Consider the following 16,698-nt stretch of genomic DNA (forward strand, 5'->3'; position numbering starts at 1 on the left):
TTAACCCACTCTTGTTTTAATCTAGCTCTCCTTACGAATGCCTTTAAATGCGCCACCAGATGTTTTTTGGTCCATAAAGCGTCCAGTAGAAGCGTCACGTTTAACGAAATTCCCATTAGGTGCTTGGAACTGAGTACGATTTGTTACTGCACCTTTACGAAAACCACTGCCTGTATTTTTAGCCATGTTTTTTCACCTGCCTTGTATATTGGGATTATAGGGAAAAGACTCCCCTGCCACGGAGTCAAACTTTTTTTCTAACCTCTATTTATCTGTCGACTTATCTTTTTTCTTTTTATCAAGATAAGCTTGATGCTTTTCATCCGAAACCTCGAAACAAATCGCTTCTAGCCCTAATTGGCTTGCATAGACACGTGTACCGTCTTTTCGAGTAATAAACTTACGGCATATCATCATATTTATCATTCCTTTCATAACGTGATGGATTGTCGAGACTTGTCCACCGTGGTATTATGAAATCACCTCTAATTCCATAGGCAGGCACGATGGATTCGTTGCTGTCAAATCGTGGGTTCTCGACAGAACCTACGATTTTTTATTTTGTTCATCATCTCACCTCCTCCTCGATTTCAATTCCGTTTTTGAAGTCCGATTTAATTTTAACTCTCTTTCTTTCGCAGAGAGTTCAATTCTGAATTTGAAGTCTGATTTGATTATAACTCTCTTTTCGGGAGAGTTCAATAGTAAAATTGAAATCCATTTTTTGAAAATGGAGGTCTCCCTCCATTAATAAAATAAACTACGATATATGTACTGCCTACCGCCTTCTTCGAGCTGTACTTCATATCGTTTCAATAAGCGCATTTCATTCAATTTATTTAATTGAGTGCTAGTTAAATTAAGCTTTTTGTCCAATCTATCCGCAATATCACGTGCAGTTACTTCTCTAAGCTCATGAGCTATGACCAGAATTTCTCTTAACGAATCACCAATATTCCCGATGATTTCAATGTTATCGTTCTGCTTGCCAACTACTGTCACATTCTCTTCTTTAAGCGTTAGATTGATGTTATAGATGTGGTCATGTTCTTTGTTTAAGTTCATCAGTACCAAATACTTATCATCTGTTTTGTAATGCTTAATAAATTCCTGTATTGGCTTGGCAATAATCTCATCGATTCCAGAGCCATTTATTCCTTCAACTTGACTCATATCGTAATAAAAAGTAGTGCCTACTGGTGCGTGACCCATCTGTTCCATTAATCTTTCTCTAAGTGGGATTAACTTGGGTCTAAAAAGTAAATTAACTGTCTCCTGCCCTTCACTCAATAAGTTTAAATGCATCATAAATTATCCACCATTCCATTTGACTTCAAAACAAGAATTGAAATCCACTCATTGATACTATATCAGTTGTATCAATTTAAAGTCAAGGGTTTACCACGATATAGTAGTAAGTACCATAAAAATACTTTCCCTTATGTAAGGCTTCTACTTTATCACTAAAAACTTGATAAGCCTTCCTATGCGTTCTTACATAGAACTTTGCATTATCAAGCATTAAAGCGACATTCCTTACATCTGGCAACCCTTTCCCTCTTTCTTTGCCACGTGAAGATGCAGTTGTAAAAATGGCTTGCCTTACGACATCATCATCGTCAAATGAATCTATATAAGGCTCCAAACTCTCCACAATCCCCATGCCACTGTCACAGATAGCAATCCCTAGCTTATTTTTGTTATATGATTGTACGCAATAATAACAGGAGACCTCACCATCATGTTTACCATGCTCAATCGAGTTCAAACCTAGCTCTGTCACAATCCGACTGATACGTGAAACTTGATTCTGCGTGATTCCTTTATGTTTTAATATCCGTTTTAATGAACTATCAAACTCCTCAACATCAGTATCGGAACTACATAACGTGATTTCGTTCAATGAATCTTTCTTGTTATTGCGCTTTCTGTTATACAGAAACTCCATATCCATCTCATCCTCAAATGCTGAACGCACATCATCTGGACAATATTTAAAAAAGTTCATTCGTTCCATGTAGCCAACAACGTTCGTTTCTTCAATTCTAGGAACATGAGGAACGATTGTATCCAAATAGAAATATCTATCCAGGAAACGAAGGGTTGTTAGCAATGCGGTGCATCCAAGTGGTGATACGTAATTAAGGCGAGACAAATCAACAGTAATTCTATCTCTGACATCCGACTGATTGTAACTGATAGCACACATGTCTAACCATTTATGAATTTGTTCAATATCTAATAGCGTCTCAGATACTTGTAGCAATTTATCATTCCTCGCATTAATAATATATTCTTAGGCTTGAATACTTAACAATCTATTCACTAATACTTCTTTAAATTCTGGAGAAATCTTTGTAGCTTTACAAACGTACTCTGTGATTAGAAGAGCAAACTTGGCTGCTTGCATGTTATTCTTTGCAAGCTGTTTTGAATACGTCCATTCCTGTCCATTATTTGAGTTAATCAGCTCAAAAGCAATTTCTCTCATAATTATTGGAACGTGACTTACTGAAAATGGCTGTTCTAAACATTGTCTAGTTAATTGGACAAAAGCATCCCACTCTGGCAGCCTTAAATCAGAGTCGTTAGAAGTTTTCACATAGGTATACAAACTGTTGTAGTAGTTATAATTTTCAATGCCTCCCCAGATGACTATCTTCAAATCATCAGATAGTTTTTCCTTCGAATCAGGAAGCAAATATTGATTAAATATCTCCGCAACCGTATGACTTAAAGCAACACTAAATAATGCTATTAAATCAGCGAATAAAGCTATATGGAGCTTATGTTCTGGATTTAATTCTGGTTTAGCTTCTCTTATTTTCAATAATGTATGGCGCAATTGCACTCTATAATCGGGAATGTTCCAAAAGCCATTTTTAACAAAATCGACAAATGGCTTTAAATGTACAAAACGTTTGGGTATGGCTAGATACTCATCCCATGCCTCCAATGATAGAATTGCGCTTTTCACAATTTTATAATTTGGATTCGTTGAGTTGGCATATACTTCGAAGTCTTTTTCAGATAGCAAACTAACATTAATCCTAGCGGAAGCTAATTTATGGTCATCCTGCTTTATGTCCTTGTTCAGTAATATAAAGCCCTTTTCAGCATCAAGCCAATTCATAAGTCCATTCAACCAAAATGCTCTTGAAATAGGAGATTGGCTTTTCAGAGTCTTACAATCCCCTAAAACAAGTTTCATTTTCCCATAATTACTTGGCATTAATGCTAGTACATCAATATCAGTAATCGGTGCGTTTGAACCAGACAAGCCATCTGTACAATAAATTTCTGCTTCCATATGAGGAAACCAATTATTTGCTACAAAGTATTTTAACAACATCAGCTTTTGGTGACGGTCTTTAATAATATTAAGCACCTCCCAAAAATAAATTATCCATTTGCTCTTGATGTTCCTCAGAAAGTGGTACATATTCTTGTTCTCTTAATTGCCTAGAACCAATCAACGATTCCACATAAGTTTGGTCCTGTCCCAAAGCTATACGTGCTTCATCATCAATTTCCAATCCCTTTGTTCCACCTGTATCAACCAAGTCTATTGCAATATTCAAAGCAGCTAGATTTTCTTCCGTCTTATTGATTTTAAATACATGCCAATTGCTTGAACCTGTGGATTCAAGCCTTCCCACTCTCATAACGGTTAATTTTTTGTACTGTTCGTATGCCTCTGTATTGGCTCTAAGTCCCTCATCACTATTCTTCAATTTATTCAAAATTGCGTAAGGGCTTCGTATAGCATATGCTTTTGGAAGGAATTGACCTTGCCGAACAGCCGAGACTAACGCCATAGCACGTTCATATATATCCCTCTTTGTAGGATTTAATCGTGCATCACCTGGTTTTGGTGTAAACATAAAATGATTTACCCCAGCATGGCTTGTAGAGATTGAAGGTGGCTTAACAGCACCATCAGATGCAAGTCTTTTCAATAATAATATCTCATCATCCGTTAGTTTTGTACCGTTGATTTCTTTACGGGTTTCAATAATATTCAAAGGTACTCCTTGAAATCCTTCAATCAATTTAAGCAATCTTTGGATACTTGTTGCGCCAGACTTTGCAACTAAATCAGCATAAATATCAGCATTCTCAGAGAAAAAGACAGGACTCAGTACAACATCTTTTCCTCTAACACGTTTTGTAATTAAATAGTTTCCTTGATTACCAATATTCAGGCTTCTTTCAAGCAGCTTCGAGTCAGCCCCCAGTTGGGTCAGTGATTGTTTTGCAACAGGTGACTTTGTAAGCTTGTCCAAGATAGTAATAGCCAATTGTTCTGCTTCGTTTAAATTCTTTTCGCTTGTTGCGAACTCACCTATTTTTGTATACATTTCATCGTAATATGGAACTGTTGGAAGAATTGCTTTATAAGTATCACCTTCTGAAAAGATTCTTATAAATTCTGCCTCTGCCAAATCTTTTACGATGTTTCTTAAATCATTAGGGGCAATTTGCAAGTAATGATACGCTACTAACCGCAATATATCGTACTCAATCCTGGCTAATCCTCTAATATGAAGGGCTAGTCTGACCATCTGCCCTAACTGTGGAAGTGCCTCGAAATCAGGCACAACCTTATTTCCTAAACCTACCGAAATGTCATGGCTCCTTAACGCTAGGTCCTGAACAGGCAATACGATACTCATCTATACTTCCTCCATTTTCATTCTATGTAGTAATATTTATATAAACTTATTATTTTGTCCTCTCCAATTTTTGCGGAGATAATCTTCAAAATTGTATCCTTCAATATCCAACTCACCAACATGGTCAGTAACTATGACCTGTGGTTTGAACTGTGTCGTTTCCGCAATTAATTCGATTTCTTCCAAGATTGTTTTATATATCTGCTCAACCTTTTGGAAATCATTAGATTTTTCCTTTGTATTCACAAAAATCTTCTCAGGGAAATAAACCTGACTAGGTTGGTCTAAAAACAGTATAGGTGGCAAGGCTGACTTGTCCTGAATCGCAAAAAAGTGTAATAGTGCGAGAAACAAGCTTACGTGACAAGCAAGCCAATTTGCTCCACTTCCCATCTCACTCAGGTACACTCTTGACTTACTTTCTTTATCGTAATGAAATAAATCGAATGTACTCAAAATAAAATTCATATCCGCTGGTCTAAACTCATCTTCAAAGTCCAGCTTTTCAATGACTCTGCTAATATTCGTTTTGAAAAAAGTTTCTGCTTGCGAATTATATGAATGGAGGTTATACCCATCAATGAGCTTGTTAAGTTCATTGATTCTTATCTCGTCAGCATTATCATTTTTTCGTAGATTAGAAACTTGTTCTTCGATTCGCTTACATTCAATTTCAATTTCTGCTCTTGCAAATATCACTTCTTCATCCAACTTCTTATTCTTCTTCCATCGTTCGGTTATCTCTTCAATTTTACTAATTTCATTACTAATCTTTCTTATTTCATTGTTTAATTTTTCTTTTTCTTTTGTTAATTTATGAATTTGTAAATGAAATTCATTTCCTTGACCTCTAACGCTGGTTAGCTCTTCTTTTAACCATTTCTTAGAATCTTTCAAAGTAATGATTTTCTCAGTAAGAATTTCAACGCCCTGTCCACAAACGGGACAATCATAGCTTTCATTATGATTTGTGGAATGGTTTAATACTGCTTGCAAAGACTTCAAGTTAGACGAGTAATTTTGTCCATGACCATGACTAAGCTCTAAATTACCAATACTCAACTCAATGTCATATCTGCTTTGTTTTAGTTCTTCACGCTGTTTTTTCAATTGCTCATATCTACGTTCCATCTCTTCTGATAAATAACTTTCCCTTGTGAAATCAGGAAGGTTGTTTCTTAAACTGAGCAATTTATTAAGTGTTAAGTTATCATCAAGCGTCTTGCCAACCAGCATATAATACCTTTTGTAAGTATCCATCAAATCTCTTTTGATTTTATCTGTTGACTTGCTATATGATTGATGTAACTTTTCATTTCGCTTCTGTTGTTTTAGTAGTTCATCTAGCTCTAATCTATAATTATAATATTTTTGGTCTACCCATCCAGCAAAGACTGGAAATTGCTTAATCGTCTGCTCACGTTTCTGAGAGTCTTCAAACCGATAGAATAAAGCGAATTTACTTGCAACTAAATTCTGATGTTGAAACATATAAGAAGTCATGTTTCTTACAGAAGGTCTTGGGTCACTCTTAAAATTATCTATGTTCTCAGTTGGATTTGTAACCGCAATACCAAATTCTTTCCCCAATTCAATTTTCGCTTGGTCTAGACTCATCATATTTTCTTCTGTAAATATTTCTATTGATAATTTTTTAGGTATGACTTCCGTGGATGTACGATATAGGTACATTTGTTTTCTGCCCTCATCATCAAACCTTTTTCGTCCTACGATTAAATGATAAGTCGGAAATTTAAGAATAAGTGCGAATAAATCACCAAACTTTGTGACTTCACCTTTTGGAATCGTTGATTTCGAGCTGCCAAGACAATAATCAATAATTTCAAGCAATGCACTTTTTCCACTTTTTGATTCACCAGTGATTACATTTAATCCATCAGTCAAATCAACATGTCGCTTCTCACCTTCTTGATTGAAAGCCAGAATTGATTTTATATATACGTTCATCGAAGCGTTACCCCCAGAAGTCGATATACATTCGAAACTTCCATTCTAGAGCATATCAATCCCAAATATTGCGCCGCTCTAATAAAGTCTCTCATGTTTCTATTTAAAATTTCTTTATAATCGATGTTATATAATAACTGAATCCCATTAGAACGTAATGCAATTCTTCCCTCGTTCGCTGCGATAATAAAAGATTGATTTGTCAAATCCTGAAAATAGAGCAATCTATCTTGAAGACCACCTAATGCAGTTGCCCTATCCACATCATCGACAAACAAGCTTCTCAGAGAACTTCTACTCTGTGCCTTTATTAATAAATTTCGAGAAGGACGATAGTATATTAATGGCAAGACGATGTATATAAGGTTCAATGGAACCGCTGATTTTTCGTACCCTGCAATAAAAGCATGAATGATTCTACTCATGTAGAATGGATTTAATGAAATGTTTTGAATATGGTCGATATATTCATATTCCTCATCTGTTTTTACTTGGTAACGTTCCATGAAAAGCCCCTTTCCTCAACCACTTTATGAATAATGCCTCTTTGAAAGTAAGATTGATTTGGTTTAACTGAATGATAATCTGTTACAGGCATCTCCATAGCTTTATCATATAACCTTTTTGATTTGTAGATTATATCGTCTATATCCGTTTCATCACATTCATCCATAAAAGATGATTTGAACTCCATTAATGAATCTTTAATATCCCTCTGAAATTCGCCTAAGTCTATATTGAATGTCGGATTATTAAAACATGAATGAAATATCGCCTCTTGGGTTCTCCAATAATTAGCAATAGCTTTTGGTATCTTTACATTGTATTTAATATCTTTAATTTCCTTTACAAATCTTCTATCGTTATACGGTTCCGTATCTGCTGGTCCATCAGGTGTATTAGGTGGCAGTTGTAGCCCACCTGATGTTTTGGTATATCTATCTCTCATCTCACACGCAAGCGATTCAAAATCTTCGCAAGTAATCTCCCATTTATGTGGCTTACCGACTGGAAGGGTTAATATATACCCCATTAGATTACTAATAAATTGTATTCTATCACTTCGCTTGATGCTCTTAAAAAAACTGCTCCTCATGATTTTCTTTTCGATATCAGCAACATTTGACTGATTAGTATAAAGCTCCATTTTTTCTAAGATACAAAGGATTTCCTCAACGTCCTGATTGAATATTTTGTTGAATATTGGACGGAACCCTTTTTCTGCTATCTTTTTGTTCAGACCAATATCCACTAGGATACCTAGCCTTTCATGAGCCTTGATTGAATTCCATGTATGTAACTTGTTTTGTTCATCAACAGTTGAAGTAGTGTATAGAATAAGTTGCTTGAAGTTTTTCATATTATGGTGATATGTCACCCAGTTCTGCAATGTCTTCCAAAAATCAATGTTTCGGTCGTTTAATGAATGTACTCCGTCATGATGTTTGACCTCAATGTTCTTGGAATTGTTGTCAGAGACAATAGAGATATCTCCAAATTTCTCAACAAAAATAGTTTCATTCTCTTCTAGTTCAAGACAATGAAAAAGCACAACATAGTAATGATATATATCGCCTAATTTAGTTTTTGTGTCATCATTTTTTTGCTTTACCATTTTAGTAGCCGCCAATAAAGTCCACTTCCTTTGTACTAGAAGTTATAGTCCAATAGTTCGACATAGAACATCAAATTTCCTGCTTTTCCCTACACTACCTTCTTTTCGTTACGAATCCCATAAGTCAAACCGAAATTAATTTTCAAATGTGTAAAAGCGACAAGTCTCCCTAATGTAGTAAGATTCATTTACTGCTTTAATGATTTCATCATCAAACCTTACAATTACTGACTCATCAGTGTCATCACAATCATCTCCGTAACAGAAAAGCACTTTTTCTTTTGAAGATACACAATTGAGTAGCTGTTCATCAGTTACGATTTCGACCATTTTCTTTTTCATATGAAATCCTCCCAAAAGACAAAAAAGCACCCTCCATATCGCAATAGCGATTGGACGGTGCTTCCGTCTTTAATAGTATTTGATTAATGAGAGTATAACATCCTCATTTACTATTTTACAAGTTCATATTTCAAACTTCGTGCCAGCAATTCTTTGATTTATCATAACTAATTGTTAGCGTTTGTCGCACATCAGTAATTTGGTGATTATCTTCAACAACATGATAATCACCTTGATGCATGTTGCAATGTGGGCAAATATGCATTACACATTTGCCCCCAATCGTCTTACTAAATCGGTTTTGAAGCTTAATTCCGTACTGCTGAACAAAAGGTATTAGTGAAGTGGGTTTAAAGTGTGATAAAGCACTTATAATGGGATATCCTTCTCTAAATGCGTTTTCAAGTTCTGGATTAAACATTAAAAAAATATCCATCTCACGTTTGCAAGACCAACACCTATATCCCGAATGAATATCAATATCCCAAGCAAATGACTCTGGGAATTGTTCAGGAACGACTTCAATAAAATACTGATAGTCTTCCTTTCGACTTAGCCCATTTTCTTTCATCCAATTAAAATAGCCAGGATTCATGCGAAAAACCTCTTCAACCTCTTTGCCTTTGTATTTACCAAAGGTCATCTCCATTCATATCACCCATTTCTAAGCGGAAGGCTCAGTTCTTTTATAAATATGGACCGCTTGCTTGGTTTATCTTGAATTGTTTTAGGAAATGTCACATATAAATTGTGTTTCGCCCTAGTTGCTGCCACGTACATTAATCTGCGTTCTTCTTCGACAGTTGTTGGAGGCTCAGCCTTTTCTCTGCATTCCGTCAGGTTAATCTTGCTCAATGGCACCGCGCGATTTGACGGTAATCCTCCATCATTAACAGCAATTACAAATACATTATTAAAAGCAAGCCCCTTGCTCTTATGAATGGTCAAAAAGTATAAGGCATTGTATTCGCCTTTGTGATATAACACTAAATGCTTCTTCATGTTGCTTCGTCTTTCTTTTAAACGTTCATGATACGCAATTAAATCAACCCATGTTTTATAATGCTGACATTCTTTGTTTATCCAGTCCACTTCCTCTTTTGACATGTTATTTTTATTCTTTGGAAATTGAAGAAGTGGTTCAATGAACTCCAAGACCTCAACATTGCTGTTCTTTATTAATTTGAATATCCCATTTAAATATTTTTCAATTAATGTGGTGTCACTCTTCCCTTTTTCACGTTTAACAAAAGCAACAAATTCTTGTAGTAATGACTGAACTGATGAAAAATGGCTCTGCTCCATAAATTGGTTAAAATCTTGGTTCTTAATGAAATAAGCGTTAGCAACATTCAATAAAAATGGTCTCCAAGCACTTATTTGTATAAGTGGTTCTGACTCTAATAAGTCCAACCAATTTCGAATTGCAATCTTAAACTCAAAAATATTAAAAATCCCCATTACATCCTCATTGTTCTCAATGACAAAAGGAACTCCTCGATTATCTAAAGCTTGATATACACTTTGTAACTGTCCAACAGAGCGATATAGGATAGTTGATTGCGTATAGTTTATTGGCTCAACTCTATCCTTAACTGAGAAAGGCTCAATCTTACCAATTTCTTGGGCTTTTGTAATAATCCAATTTGCCTCTTCACTTTGGTCAGTCGCTGCCCAAACATATGCCTCTCCATTAACCTTGTGAAAAGGCTCCATTGCTTTTTCTATCCTATCATGCGCATTTGCTTTAATAACACGATTGCCAGCCTGAACGATATTCTGTTTAGAACGATAATTTGTCATGAGTTCCAATGTATATGTATCGTAAACCTCATGAAATTGTTTAATAAAACTTGGATTTGAGCCTCGAAATGCATAAATACTCTGGTCATCATCACCAACGATGATTAACTTTGCTCCACTTCCATCTGTAGGTGCAATTAGCTTCAAAATATCCATTTGTAATGGATTAATATCTTGAAATTCATCTACAAATATATAGTCGAATTTCCCTTGAATGAACCCACGTGCAGACTCATATTGTTGCAATGCTCGATACAGATTTAGCAAGAAATCATCGAACAGAACAATTTTCTCTTCTGTCCGGATCCGGACAAATTCTATATACATGTCATAGAACCGTTGATTAATTGGATAATCAGATAAAGGTTCAAGACTATCGTAATGCTTGGCTACAAACCCTTTCATTTCTTCGGCGCTATGCCCCAAGTTAGTCCAATATTCAATTCGTTCCTTTATTGTTTTATCCCCTTCTTTATCAAACTGAAAGAGGTTGTATTTTTTTATGAGCTGCCTAAACAAGCGGTTAGCTTTTTCATCACTATCATCTTGCTTATTTCCAACAACTCCAACAGAAGCACAAGCTGGCACTTGTTTTAGAAGTTGTTCAAACAACGATTTAAATATGCTATGGAACGTGCCAATAGCTACACGTGAATTATCTGTCACAAGGAACTTATTAACGCGCTCCTTCATTTCATCAGCTGCTTTACGTGTAAAAGTAACCATGCAAATACTTGAAGCCTCAACGCTTTCCATCGTCATTAAATATGCGGTTTTGGCACATATAGTTTCCGTCTTTCCACTTCCAGCCCCAGCAATAATGCGCAGGTTTTTATCCATCGTATATCTTATAGCCTCAACCTGGTCTTTATTGAACGGATTCCCTTTTATTTTTTCCATGTGGTCAAAGAAGTCTTTGTCCACATCCCAGTCTCCAACTAAATTTTCTGATGGTTCTGAAATATGAATATTCCCATATTGCTTTCTATAATTTCGCTCAGATTCACTGAGTGTTTGGTTTTTAATTATTAGTTCTTTGGCTTGCTCTTTAAGTTGTTGAATCACTTCGCTATTCAATTTGGTTAATTCTTGTAGTTCATTATTTACTGAATGAAGTTTAGATAAATCCTCATTTCTTAATGTTAGTTCCTTTATTAGGACATACTTCTCATGTTCTAACTGACTAACTCGACTTTTTAATACATCAATTTCGTTAATAAGCTTATCTCTGTCAGTTAGCTTATTTATTAGCTTTTGAAATGCCATGTTCAATATTCCTTTGCCCTTTTACTTTCAAGCAATCGATAAATATGTGAGAACCTTCTATTTAAATAAAAACACGTCAATAGAATTACTGTTATAAACAACGAACTAATCAGAGTAGTGAATATTCCCCCTATAAGGACGGATATAATTGCGATTAGCACACTCAGTGGTATTCCAATAAGGAAATACCCTCCAGAAGTTAAAAATGAGAATAGTTTCGAGGTAGAAATATTTTCTTCAATTAACTGCTGTATTCTTAAAGGAACTTCTTGCTCAATGATAAAGTTACAGGACTTAAAGCGTCTGTTTTTTAAACGACTATTAATCGTTACATTAACAATTATCTCATTAGAGGGGATTAGATATTTACTTTTCACTTCACCAAAATGAATATTATAGATAGCCTCTCCATTTGGTTTCAAGACTAATGCATTGTCATCAACGTTAAGAAGTTTTGTATTCTCAATCTCTCTATTATTCATTCTTAGAGAGCATTCCATTTTTTTTATTATGAATTCTGATTCTTCGCTGTTATGAATCTTTAAAGTCATATTTGATATTTTATCTGTTTCAACTAGAACTTCACTCAAAGTAAATGTTAAATTTTTATCTCTTCCTTCGAAAGCAATCTCTTTATAGATGACTTTATGAAACCATTTCTCTATATCCTTTGGAGAAAAGAGCAAGTAAAAACCAATTTGCAAAAGATAATATCTCCAACTAATTGCTACTATCTCTTCATCAAACTCATTACTCAGTCTTAAGTCTCTACGCATGTCTTCTTTCATCTTTCCAGTTTTACGATACCTACCTTCAAAAAGATTATAGTAGATGGCGTTTATTATAACGCCAGCAAATGCTAATGCTATAACAAATGGTAGTTTTATCAAATTCCATAAGGGCATATTCAACATAAAAACTCCTTCAAAAATCTTATTATTCCATTCAGCAATTTCGACATTTCCCAACATTCTCCTGCTTTATTCAAACAAAAAAAGACTCTACCGCTAGGAAGAGTCTTTTTCTGAATCATTGAAGTATGAATATTTACTTTCAAACTGTTTTAGCAATTGGTATGGTCTCTATATTCAATGCTTTTGCAAGCATCAATATTATCGTTAGGCTAGGATTTTTTACTCCTGTTTCAATTTCAGATATGTAACTGCGGTCAATCCTCGTATAGAGACTTAACTGGTCTTGTGTAATCCCCAATTCCTTTCGAGCTTGCTTAATCACCGCTCCAAAGTTAATCAGGTCAGGATTCCTTTCTTCCACACAACACCTGTCCTCTCCCATTTAATACTTCCAATGATAGAGAGAACAAAAACAGTAACAACCCCAAGTTGTCGATGTTTGTCGATGAAACATTTTGTCCAGAGAGCTTATGATTATACCTTTTTTCCATTCATTTTTGGTAGAATGAAAACATACAAAATCATATGAAAAGGGACAGGATATATGAGCCGAATTCTACATATCACAAGCCAGCGTGTTAGAGAGATACGTGAACTAAAAGGACTATCCCATGAGCAATTAGCTTCATCTGCAGGTTTATCCAGACAGTTCATTAAAAAGTTTGAGGATGAACAAAATAACATTAGCTTAAAAAAGCTAGATGATATTGCAACTGCTTTGAATATTGAAACTTCTGACTTATTACAAAAAAACAACCCTTCCACCAAGGAAGAGCTGCTTATTGAGCAAATCGTTATGCTTTGTAAAAGTAAATCAGAGCGTGATTTGAAAGTAGTCATTGCGCTTCTCAACGCCCTAGATTAAGAGTAATAATCTCCATGACCACCAATGATTGAACCTAATCTAAGCATAAGTTTACGCCTAATAAAGCTTAATTCAGGCAGCGCAAAATAACGTTCAGAACATGTTAAAAAGAAATATTCAAACACGTTGTTTGCCTGAATTTCTTTACCGAATATATCTAAGCAAATCTTCATTGTTCGTTCGGCTACTTTAATGAAGTCCTGTGGAGATAAATTTCGAGTATCCACTTCAATTTCATGAGCTAAATCTAATATAGCTCTCGACTCCATTAAAAATAATGATGCGAATCGATAATCTGCATCATGCTTGTTCTCAGAATAGAAGAAATTGCATTCCGTTATTCTTTTTTTTATTTCAGTGTAGGTCCTGATATTGATTAATACAAAATGGCTACTTCCATTATTTAATACAACTCTTGGATTAGATGTGAGTTGAAAAGCCGCTGGTAACAATTCAATGTGGCTATCTTGAACAAGGCTCACCAGCTTACGTATATCTTCCACTAAATATTTTGAACCTTGTTCCTTCGGATAGAATATGACCATTTGATTATCCCATTTTTGTTGTTTGATAAAATGATTGACCAGTTCAAGGTCATCCAAGTATGGGTCATTATTTTTTCTAGTTGAATTCATGCTTCGCGCCTCCTTGAAAATATACATTCATTTAACGAATATATATTTACTATAACAATTTTGTTTGGAAATGCGCACAATTCTCCTAATTTATTTTACTAGTCCAATATGAATAGTCCCTCAAAGCTTCTAACATATTCTAAACTCCCAGAATGCTCATAGAACGCCACTCTCTCATCCTCCTACAAGAGGTCAACTGAGGGAAAACGGTGTATTACAATGCCATACAAGGCGGTACATCTTCCTTGTCGAATGGAATATTTCAAAAATAAATCTAACATCAACATATCCGTTTCATTATAGCTTCTAATCTTCTGATTAAGATAAGCACAAATTGGCGTGTCCTCCCTATATGACAATTACGGATTCATCTTTCCAAAAAACGAACAACATTCACGCACATAATACTCGTTTCCAATTACAACTACTGTATCATCAAATTGTTGAATAAAACCAACCTTATCAAATGAATCAAATACCCAAGCCTCCACACTAACACCCAGCTGCATAAATCTTTCCAACTGCTCATTTGTCATCAATTGTACAACCTCATTATTCATCATCTTCATTCTCCTTTTTAACAAACAAAAAGCACCATTAAATAAGCTAGTGACCCAGCTCATTCAACGGTGCTTCCGTTTGTCATTCATATTTGATTACACTAAATTTACTACCAAAATGTAACAAACGTCAAGAATAAAATCGAATCTACAAATCCATCAATAATACGCATAATGTATTTTGTTCAGTTTTGTTTTCATTTGAATGGAGATTTTATCGTGACTCATAGCTATTATAGGTTCCAGTTGTCCAGGTTGTATCGTCATCGTATCCCTCCTACGGTGATTCGAAAATAACCATCGTCATCCTTTTATCTCATGTTTTATTTGACTTAATCATCGATATAGCTTCTTGCATAAGTCTCATTACGTGTTCATTGCTTAAGTAATAGATTCGATTCTGCCCTTCTTTTCTGGAGAAAACCAGATTTGAATAACGAAGTTTTCTCAAAAGAGCCGACACGCCTTGTTGTGACATAGGTAACCGTTCTGTAATTTGATTGACCGAACAGTGTCGGTTAAAGAGCAAATACATGACTTTTAAACGATTTGAATCAGCCAACGCTTTAAACATATCCGCGGCGGCTTCAATATCTTCTACATGTATATCCAGAAAGCCTTCACCCAATCATCTCACCCCAATGTTAGTTTCACAGGAATCTAGCATTTCCAATTGAGTAGAAAGCATACATATGAAGTTGTTCGTATTTGCTCTAATCCCTTTCACTTCTTTGTTGGTGTTTAACATAAATTTTTGATTCAGTTCCGCTGTTCTGTGGCTTGTAAAACTGATGATTTCGCAGTTCTGGCGGCAATAACGGCTGGCGTTTATCAGGAAAGTCGACTGGGTTTATATACGTCTTCGTGCCATCCTTCAGATGGTCAGGCACATCGAATGGTCTGGTATTCTTAACGGTCTCCAGCGCGGCGTTAATAGCTTTATACACCGAGTTAGACTTAGGACTCTCACAGATAAATATAGCCGCTTGTGCAAGCGCCATACGGCATTCTGGCATACCTACAAATTCGGCGGCTTGTTTGGCTGCCAACGCCATCTGTAAAGCCGTAGGATTCGCCATACCCACGTCTTCAGTCGCATGCACGACCATTCTACGTGCGATATAAATGGGGTCTACGCCGCTGTATAAGAGTCGAGCCATCCAATATACCGCCGCGTCAGAATCGCTGCCCCTAAGCGATTTACAGAAGGCAGACACGATATCATAAAAATCCGTTTGATTCATGCCGTTGATTCGTTGTTCTACGGCTTCTTGAATTTGTTGTAATTCAATGACGTTATCGCCATGTAGTGAGTAAGCGGCGTTCTCCAAAGCAATTAGAGAATTGCGTACATCTCCATTCGTTATATCAACCAAATAGCTCAAAGCATCTTCTGTAATTTCAAACTTATTTGCAAGCCCACGTTCTTGATTTTGCAGAGCAAGTCGAATGATTTGTTTATGGTCATCATGCTCAAGAGGTTTGAAATTATATATCTTACATCTAGATACAAGCGGTGGTATAATGTCGTGCATGACGCTCTCGGTCGTTGCGCCAATTAGCGTGAATGTTCCATCTTCACTTGGAGGAAGTAACGCCTCTTGCACGTTGCTTTTCATGGCATGAATCTCATCGATAAACAATACGGTTCGTTGGTTGTACAATTTTAAATTATCTTTAGCATTCTTGATGGCTTCTCGAATATCAGCAATGCCGAGATTGACCCCATTTAACCGAATGAAGTGGGCATTCGTCATTTTGCTTATAATCGTAGCAAGACTTGTCTTTCCAGACGATGGAGGACCCTGCAATATCATGTTGGTCAAATGGTCATTTTCAATTAACCTTCGCAGAACCTTACCTGGAGCAAGCAAATGTTCTTGCCCAAAAAATTCATTCAGACTTTGAGGTCGCATTTTTTCAGCAAGCGGTTTGAAGTTGTTATTTTGTTCAAGTGTATAATCAAATAAGTCCATGACGTTATCTCCTAATTCTATAAGACTTGTACATTTATTATAGTCCATTTCGGTGATAACGAAAAACACCCCTTCCTT

The 16,698-nt window shown here is 35.7% G+C and carries 18 protein-coding genes; 1 reads left to right on the forward strand and 17 read right to left on the reverse strand.

What is annotated here, in order from left to right; all coding sequences use genetic code 11:
* Positions 1–21 precede the first annotated feature (21 nt).
* From J4772_RS06295 to J4772_RS06355, 13 genes are all read right to left on the reverse strand, one after another.
* Positions 22–186 carry a hypothetical protein gene (locus J4772_RS06295; protein WP_209074578.1) on the reverse strand — a complete coding sequence of 55 codons (165 nt, stop codon included), beginning with the start codon at positions 184–186 and terminating at the stop codon, positions 22–24.
* Between the two features lie 561 nt (positions 187–747).
* Positions 748–1,308 (reverse strand): hypothetical protein, encoded by a 561-nt coding sequence (locus J4772_RS06300; RefSeq protein WP_209074579.1) that lies wholly within the window; start codon positions 1,306–1,308, stop codon positions 748–750.
* Positions 1,309–1,390: 82 nt separating this feature from the next.
* A complete protein-coding gene (locus J4772_RS06305) occupies positions 1,391–2,266 on the reverse strand; it encodes an ATP-binding protein (RefSeq protein WP_209074580.1) in 876 nt (291 codons plus the stop codon).
* Between the two features lie 30 nt (positions 2,267–2,296).
* Positions 2,297–3,442 (reverse strand): hypothetical protein, encoded by a 1,146-nt coding sequence (locus J4772_RS06310; RefSeq protein ID WP_209074581.1) that lies wholly within the window; start codon positions 3,440–3,442, stop codon positions 2,297–2,299.
* Positions 3,381–4,676, reverse strand: coding sequence for a hypothetical protein (locus J4772_RS06315; RefSeq protein WP_209074582.1), 1,296 nt, complete (start codon positions 4,674–4,676; stop codon positions 3,381–3,383). The genes J4772_RS06310 and J4772_RS06315 overlap by 62 nt, the downstream gene beginning before the upstream one ends.
* A gap of 36 nt (positions 4,677–4,712) precedes the next feature.
* Positions 4,713–6,644: a DUF3732 domain-containing protein gene (locus J4772_RS06320; protein ID WP_209074583.1), complete on the reverse strand. Its 1,932-nt coding sequence runs from the start codon at positions 6,642–6,644 to the stop codon at positions 4,713–4,715.
* Positions 6,641–7,150: a three component ABC system middle component gene (locus J4772_RS06325; protein WP_209074584.1), complete on the reverse strand. Its 510-nt coding sequence runs from the start codon at positions 7,148–7,150 to the stop codon at positions 6,641–6,643. The genes J4772_RS06320 and J4772_RS06325 overlap by 4 nt, the downstream gene beginning before the upstream one ends.
* Positions 7,132–8,274, reverse strand: coding sequence for a hypothetical protein (locus J4772_RS06330; RefSeq protein WP_209074585.1), 1,143 nt, complete (start codon positions 8,272–8,274; stop codon positions 7,132–7,134). The genes J4772_RS06325 and J4772_RS06330 overlap by 19 nt, the downstream gene beginning before the upstream one ends.
* A 120-nt stretch (positions 8,275–8,394) precedes the next feature.
* A complete protein-coding gene (locus tag J4772_RS06335) occupies positions 8,395–8,601 on the reverse strand; it encodes a hypothetical protein (RefSeq protein WP_209074586.1) in 207 nt (68 codons plus the stop codon).
* Between the two features lie 130 nt (positions 8,602–8,731).
* Positions 8,732–9,250, reverse strand: coding sequence for an exodeoxyribonuclease X C-terminal domain-containing protein (locus J4772_RS06340; protein ID WP_209074587.1), 519 nt, complete (start codon positions 9,248–9,250; stop codon positions 8,732–8,734).
* Between the two features lie 5 nt (positions 9,251–9,255).
* A complete protein-coding gene (locus J4772_RS06345; protein ID WP_209074588.1) occupies positions 9,256–11,670 on the reverse strand; it encodes an ATP-dependent helicase in 2,415 nt (804 codons plus the stop codon).
* 2 nt (positions 11,671–11,672) lie between these two features.
* Positions 11,673–12,641, reverse strand: coding sequence for a hypothetical protein (locus tag J4772_RS06350; protein ID WP_209074589.1), 969 nt, complete (start codon positions 12,639–12,641; stop codon positions 11,673–11,675).
* 82 nt (positions 12,642–12,723) lie between these two features.
* Positions 12,724–12,945, reverse strand: coding sequence for a helix-turn-helix domain-containing protein (locus tag J4772_RS06355; protein ID WP_247741037.1), 222 nt, complete (start codon positions 12,943–12,945; stop codon positions 12,724–12,726).
* A gap of 183 nt (positions 12,946–13,128) precedes the next feature.
* On the opposite strand from J4772_RS06355, the gene J4772_RS06360 reads away from it, so the two are divergent.
* Positions 13,129–13,449, forward strand: a complete 321-nt coding sequence (locus tag J4772_RS06360; RefSeq protein WP_209074591.1) for a helix-turn-helix domain-containing protein — start codon at positions 13,129–13,131, stop codon at positions 13,447–13,449.
* Here the strand turns inward: J4772_RS06360 and J4772_RS06365 are convergent.
* The 4 genes from J4772_RS06365 to J4772_RS06380 all read right to left on the reverse strand — a co-directional run bounded on the left by J4772_RS06365 (position 13,446) and on the right by J4772_RS06380 (position 16,620).
* Positions 13,446–14,084 carry a hypothetical protein gene (locus tag J4772_RS06365; protein WP_209074592.1) on the reverse strand — a complete coding sequence of 213 codons (639 nt, stop codon included), beginning with the start codon at positions 14,082–14,084 and terminating at the stop codon, positions 13,446–13,448. The genes J4772_RS06360 and J4772_RS06365 overlap by 4 nt on opposite strands.
* Positions 14,085–14,443: 359 nt before the next feature.
* Positions 14,444–14,647, reverse strand: a complete 204-nt coding sequence (locus J4772_RS06370) for a hypothetical protein (protein ID WP_209074593.1) — start codon at positions 14,645–14,647, stop codon at positions 14,444–14,446.
* A 313-nt stretch (positions 14,648–14,960) separates the two neighbouring features.
* On the reverse strand, positions 14,961–15,272 hold the full coding sequence (locus J4772_RS06375; RefSeq protein ID WP_209074594.1) for an ArsR/SmtB family transcription factor: 312 nt from the start codon (positions 15,270–15,272) through the stop codon (positions 14,961–14,963).
* An 85-nt stretch (positions 15,273–15,357) separates the two neighbouring features.
* A complete protein-coding gene (locus tag J4772_RS06380; RefSeq protein WP_209074595.1) occupies positions 15,358–16,620 on the reverse strand; it encodes a replication-associated recombination protein A in 1,263 nt (420 codons plus the stop codon).
* Between the last annotated feature and the right edge of the window lie 78 nt (positions 16,621–16,698).

The sequence above is a fragment of the Cohnella sp. LGH genome, assembly GCF_017671885.1.
Taxonomy (GTDB): domain Bacteria; phylum Bacillota; class Bacilli; order Paenibacillales; family Paenibacillaceae; genus Cohnella; species Cohnella phaseoli.

Bases quoted from the DNA above. Each gene is read 5' to 3' on its own strand.
- J4772_RS06295 (WP_209074578.1), bottom strand. From the start codon at position 186: ATGGCTAAAAATACAGGCAGTGGTTTTCGTAAAGGTGCAGTAACAAAT.
- J4772_RS06300 (WP_209074579.1), bottom strand. From the start codon at position 1,308: ATGATGCATTTAAACTTATTGAGTGAAGGGCAGGAGACAGTTAATTTA.
- J4772_RS06310 (WP_209074581.1), bottom strand. From the start codon at position 3,442: ATGTACCACTTTCTGAGGAACATCAAGAGCAAATGGATAATTTATTTT.
- J4772_RS06315 (WP_209074582.1), bottom strand. From the start codon at position 4,676: ATGAGTATCGTATTGCCTGTTCAGGACCTAGCGTTAAGGAGCCATGAC.
- J4772_RS06320 (WP_209074583.1), bottom strand. From the start codon at position 6,644: ATGAACGTATATATAAAATCAATTCTGGCTTTCAATCAAGAAGGTGAG.
- J4772_RS06325 (WP_209074584.1), bottom strand. From the start codon at position 7,150: ATGGAACGTTACCAAGTAAAAACAGATGAGGAATATGAATATATCGAC.
- J4772_RS06335 (WP_209074586.1), bottom strand. From the start codon at position 8,601: ATGAAAAAGAAAATGGTCGAAATCGTAACTGATGAACAGCTACTCAAT.
- J4772_RS06340 (WP_209074587.1), bottom strand. From the start codon at position 9,250: ATGGAGATGACCTTTGGTAAATACAAAGGCAAAGAGGTTGAAGAGGTT.
- J4772_RS06345 (WP_209074588.1), bottom strand. From the start codon at position 11,670: ATGGCATTTCAAAAGCTAATAAATAAGCTAACTGACAGAGATAAGCTT.
- J4772_RS06350 (WP_209074589.1), bottom strand. From the start codon at position 12,641: ATGTTGGGAAATGTCGAAATTGCTGAATGGAATAATAAGATTTTTGAA.
- J4772_RS06360 (WP_209074591.1), top strand. From the start codon at position 13,129: ATGAGCCGAATTCTACATATCACAAGCCAGCGTGTTAGAGAGATACGT.
- J4772_RS06365 (WP_209074592.1), bottom strand. From the start codon at position 14,084: ATGAATTCAACTAGAAAAAATAATGACCCATACTTGGATGACCTTGAA.
- J4772_RS06370 (WP_209074593.1), bottom strand. From the start codon at position 14,647: ATGATGAATAATGAGGTTGTACAATTGATGACAAATGAGCAGTTGGAA.
- J4772_RS06380 (WP_209074595.1), bottom strand. From the start codon at position 16,620: ATGGACTTATTTGATTATACACTTGAACAAAATAACAACTTCAAACCG.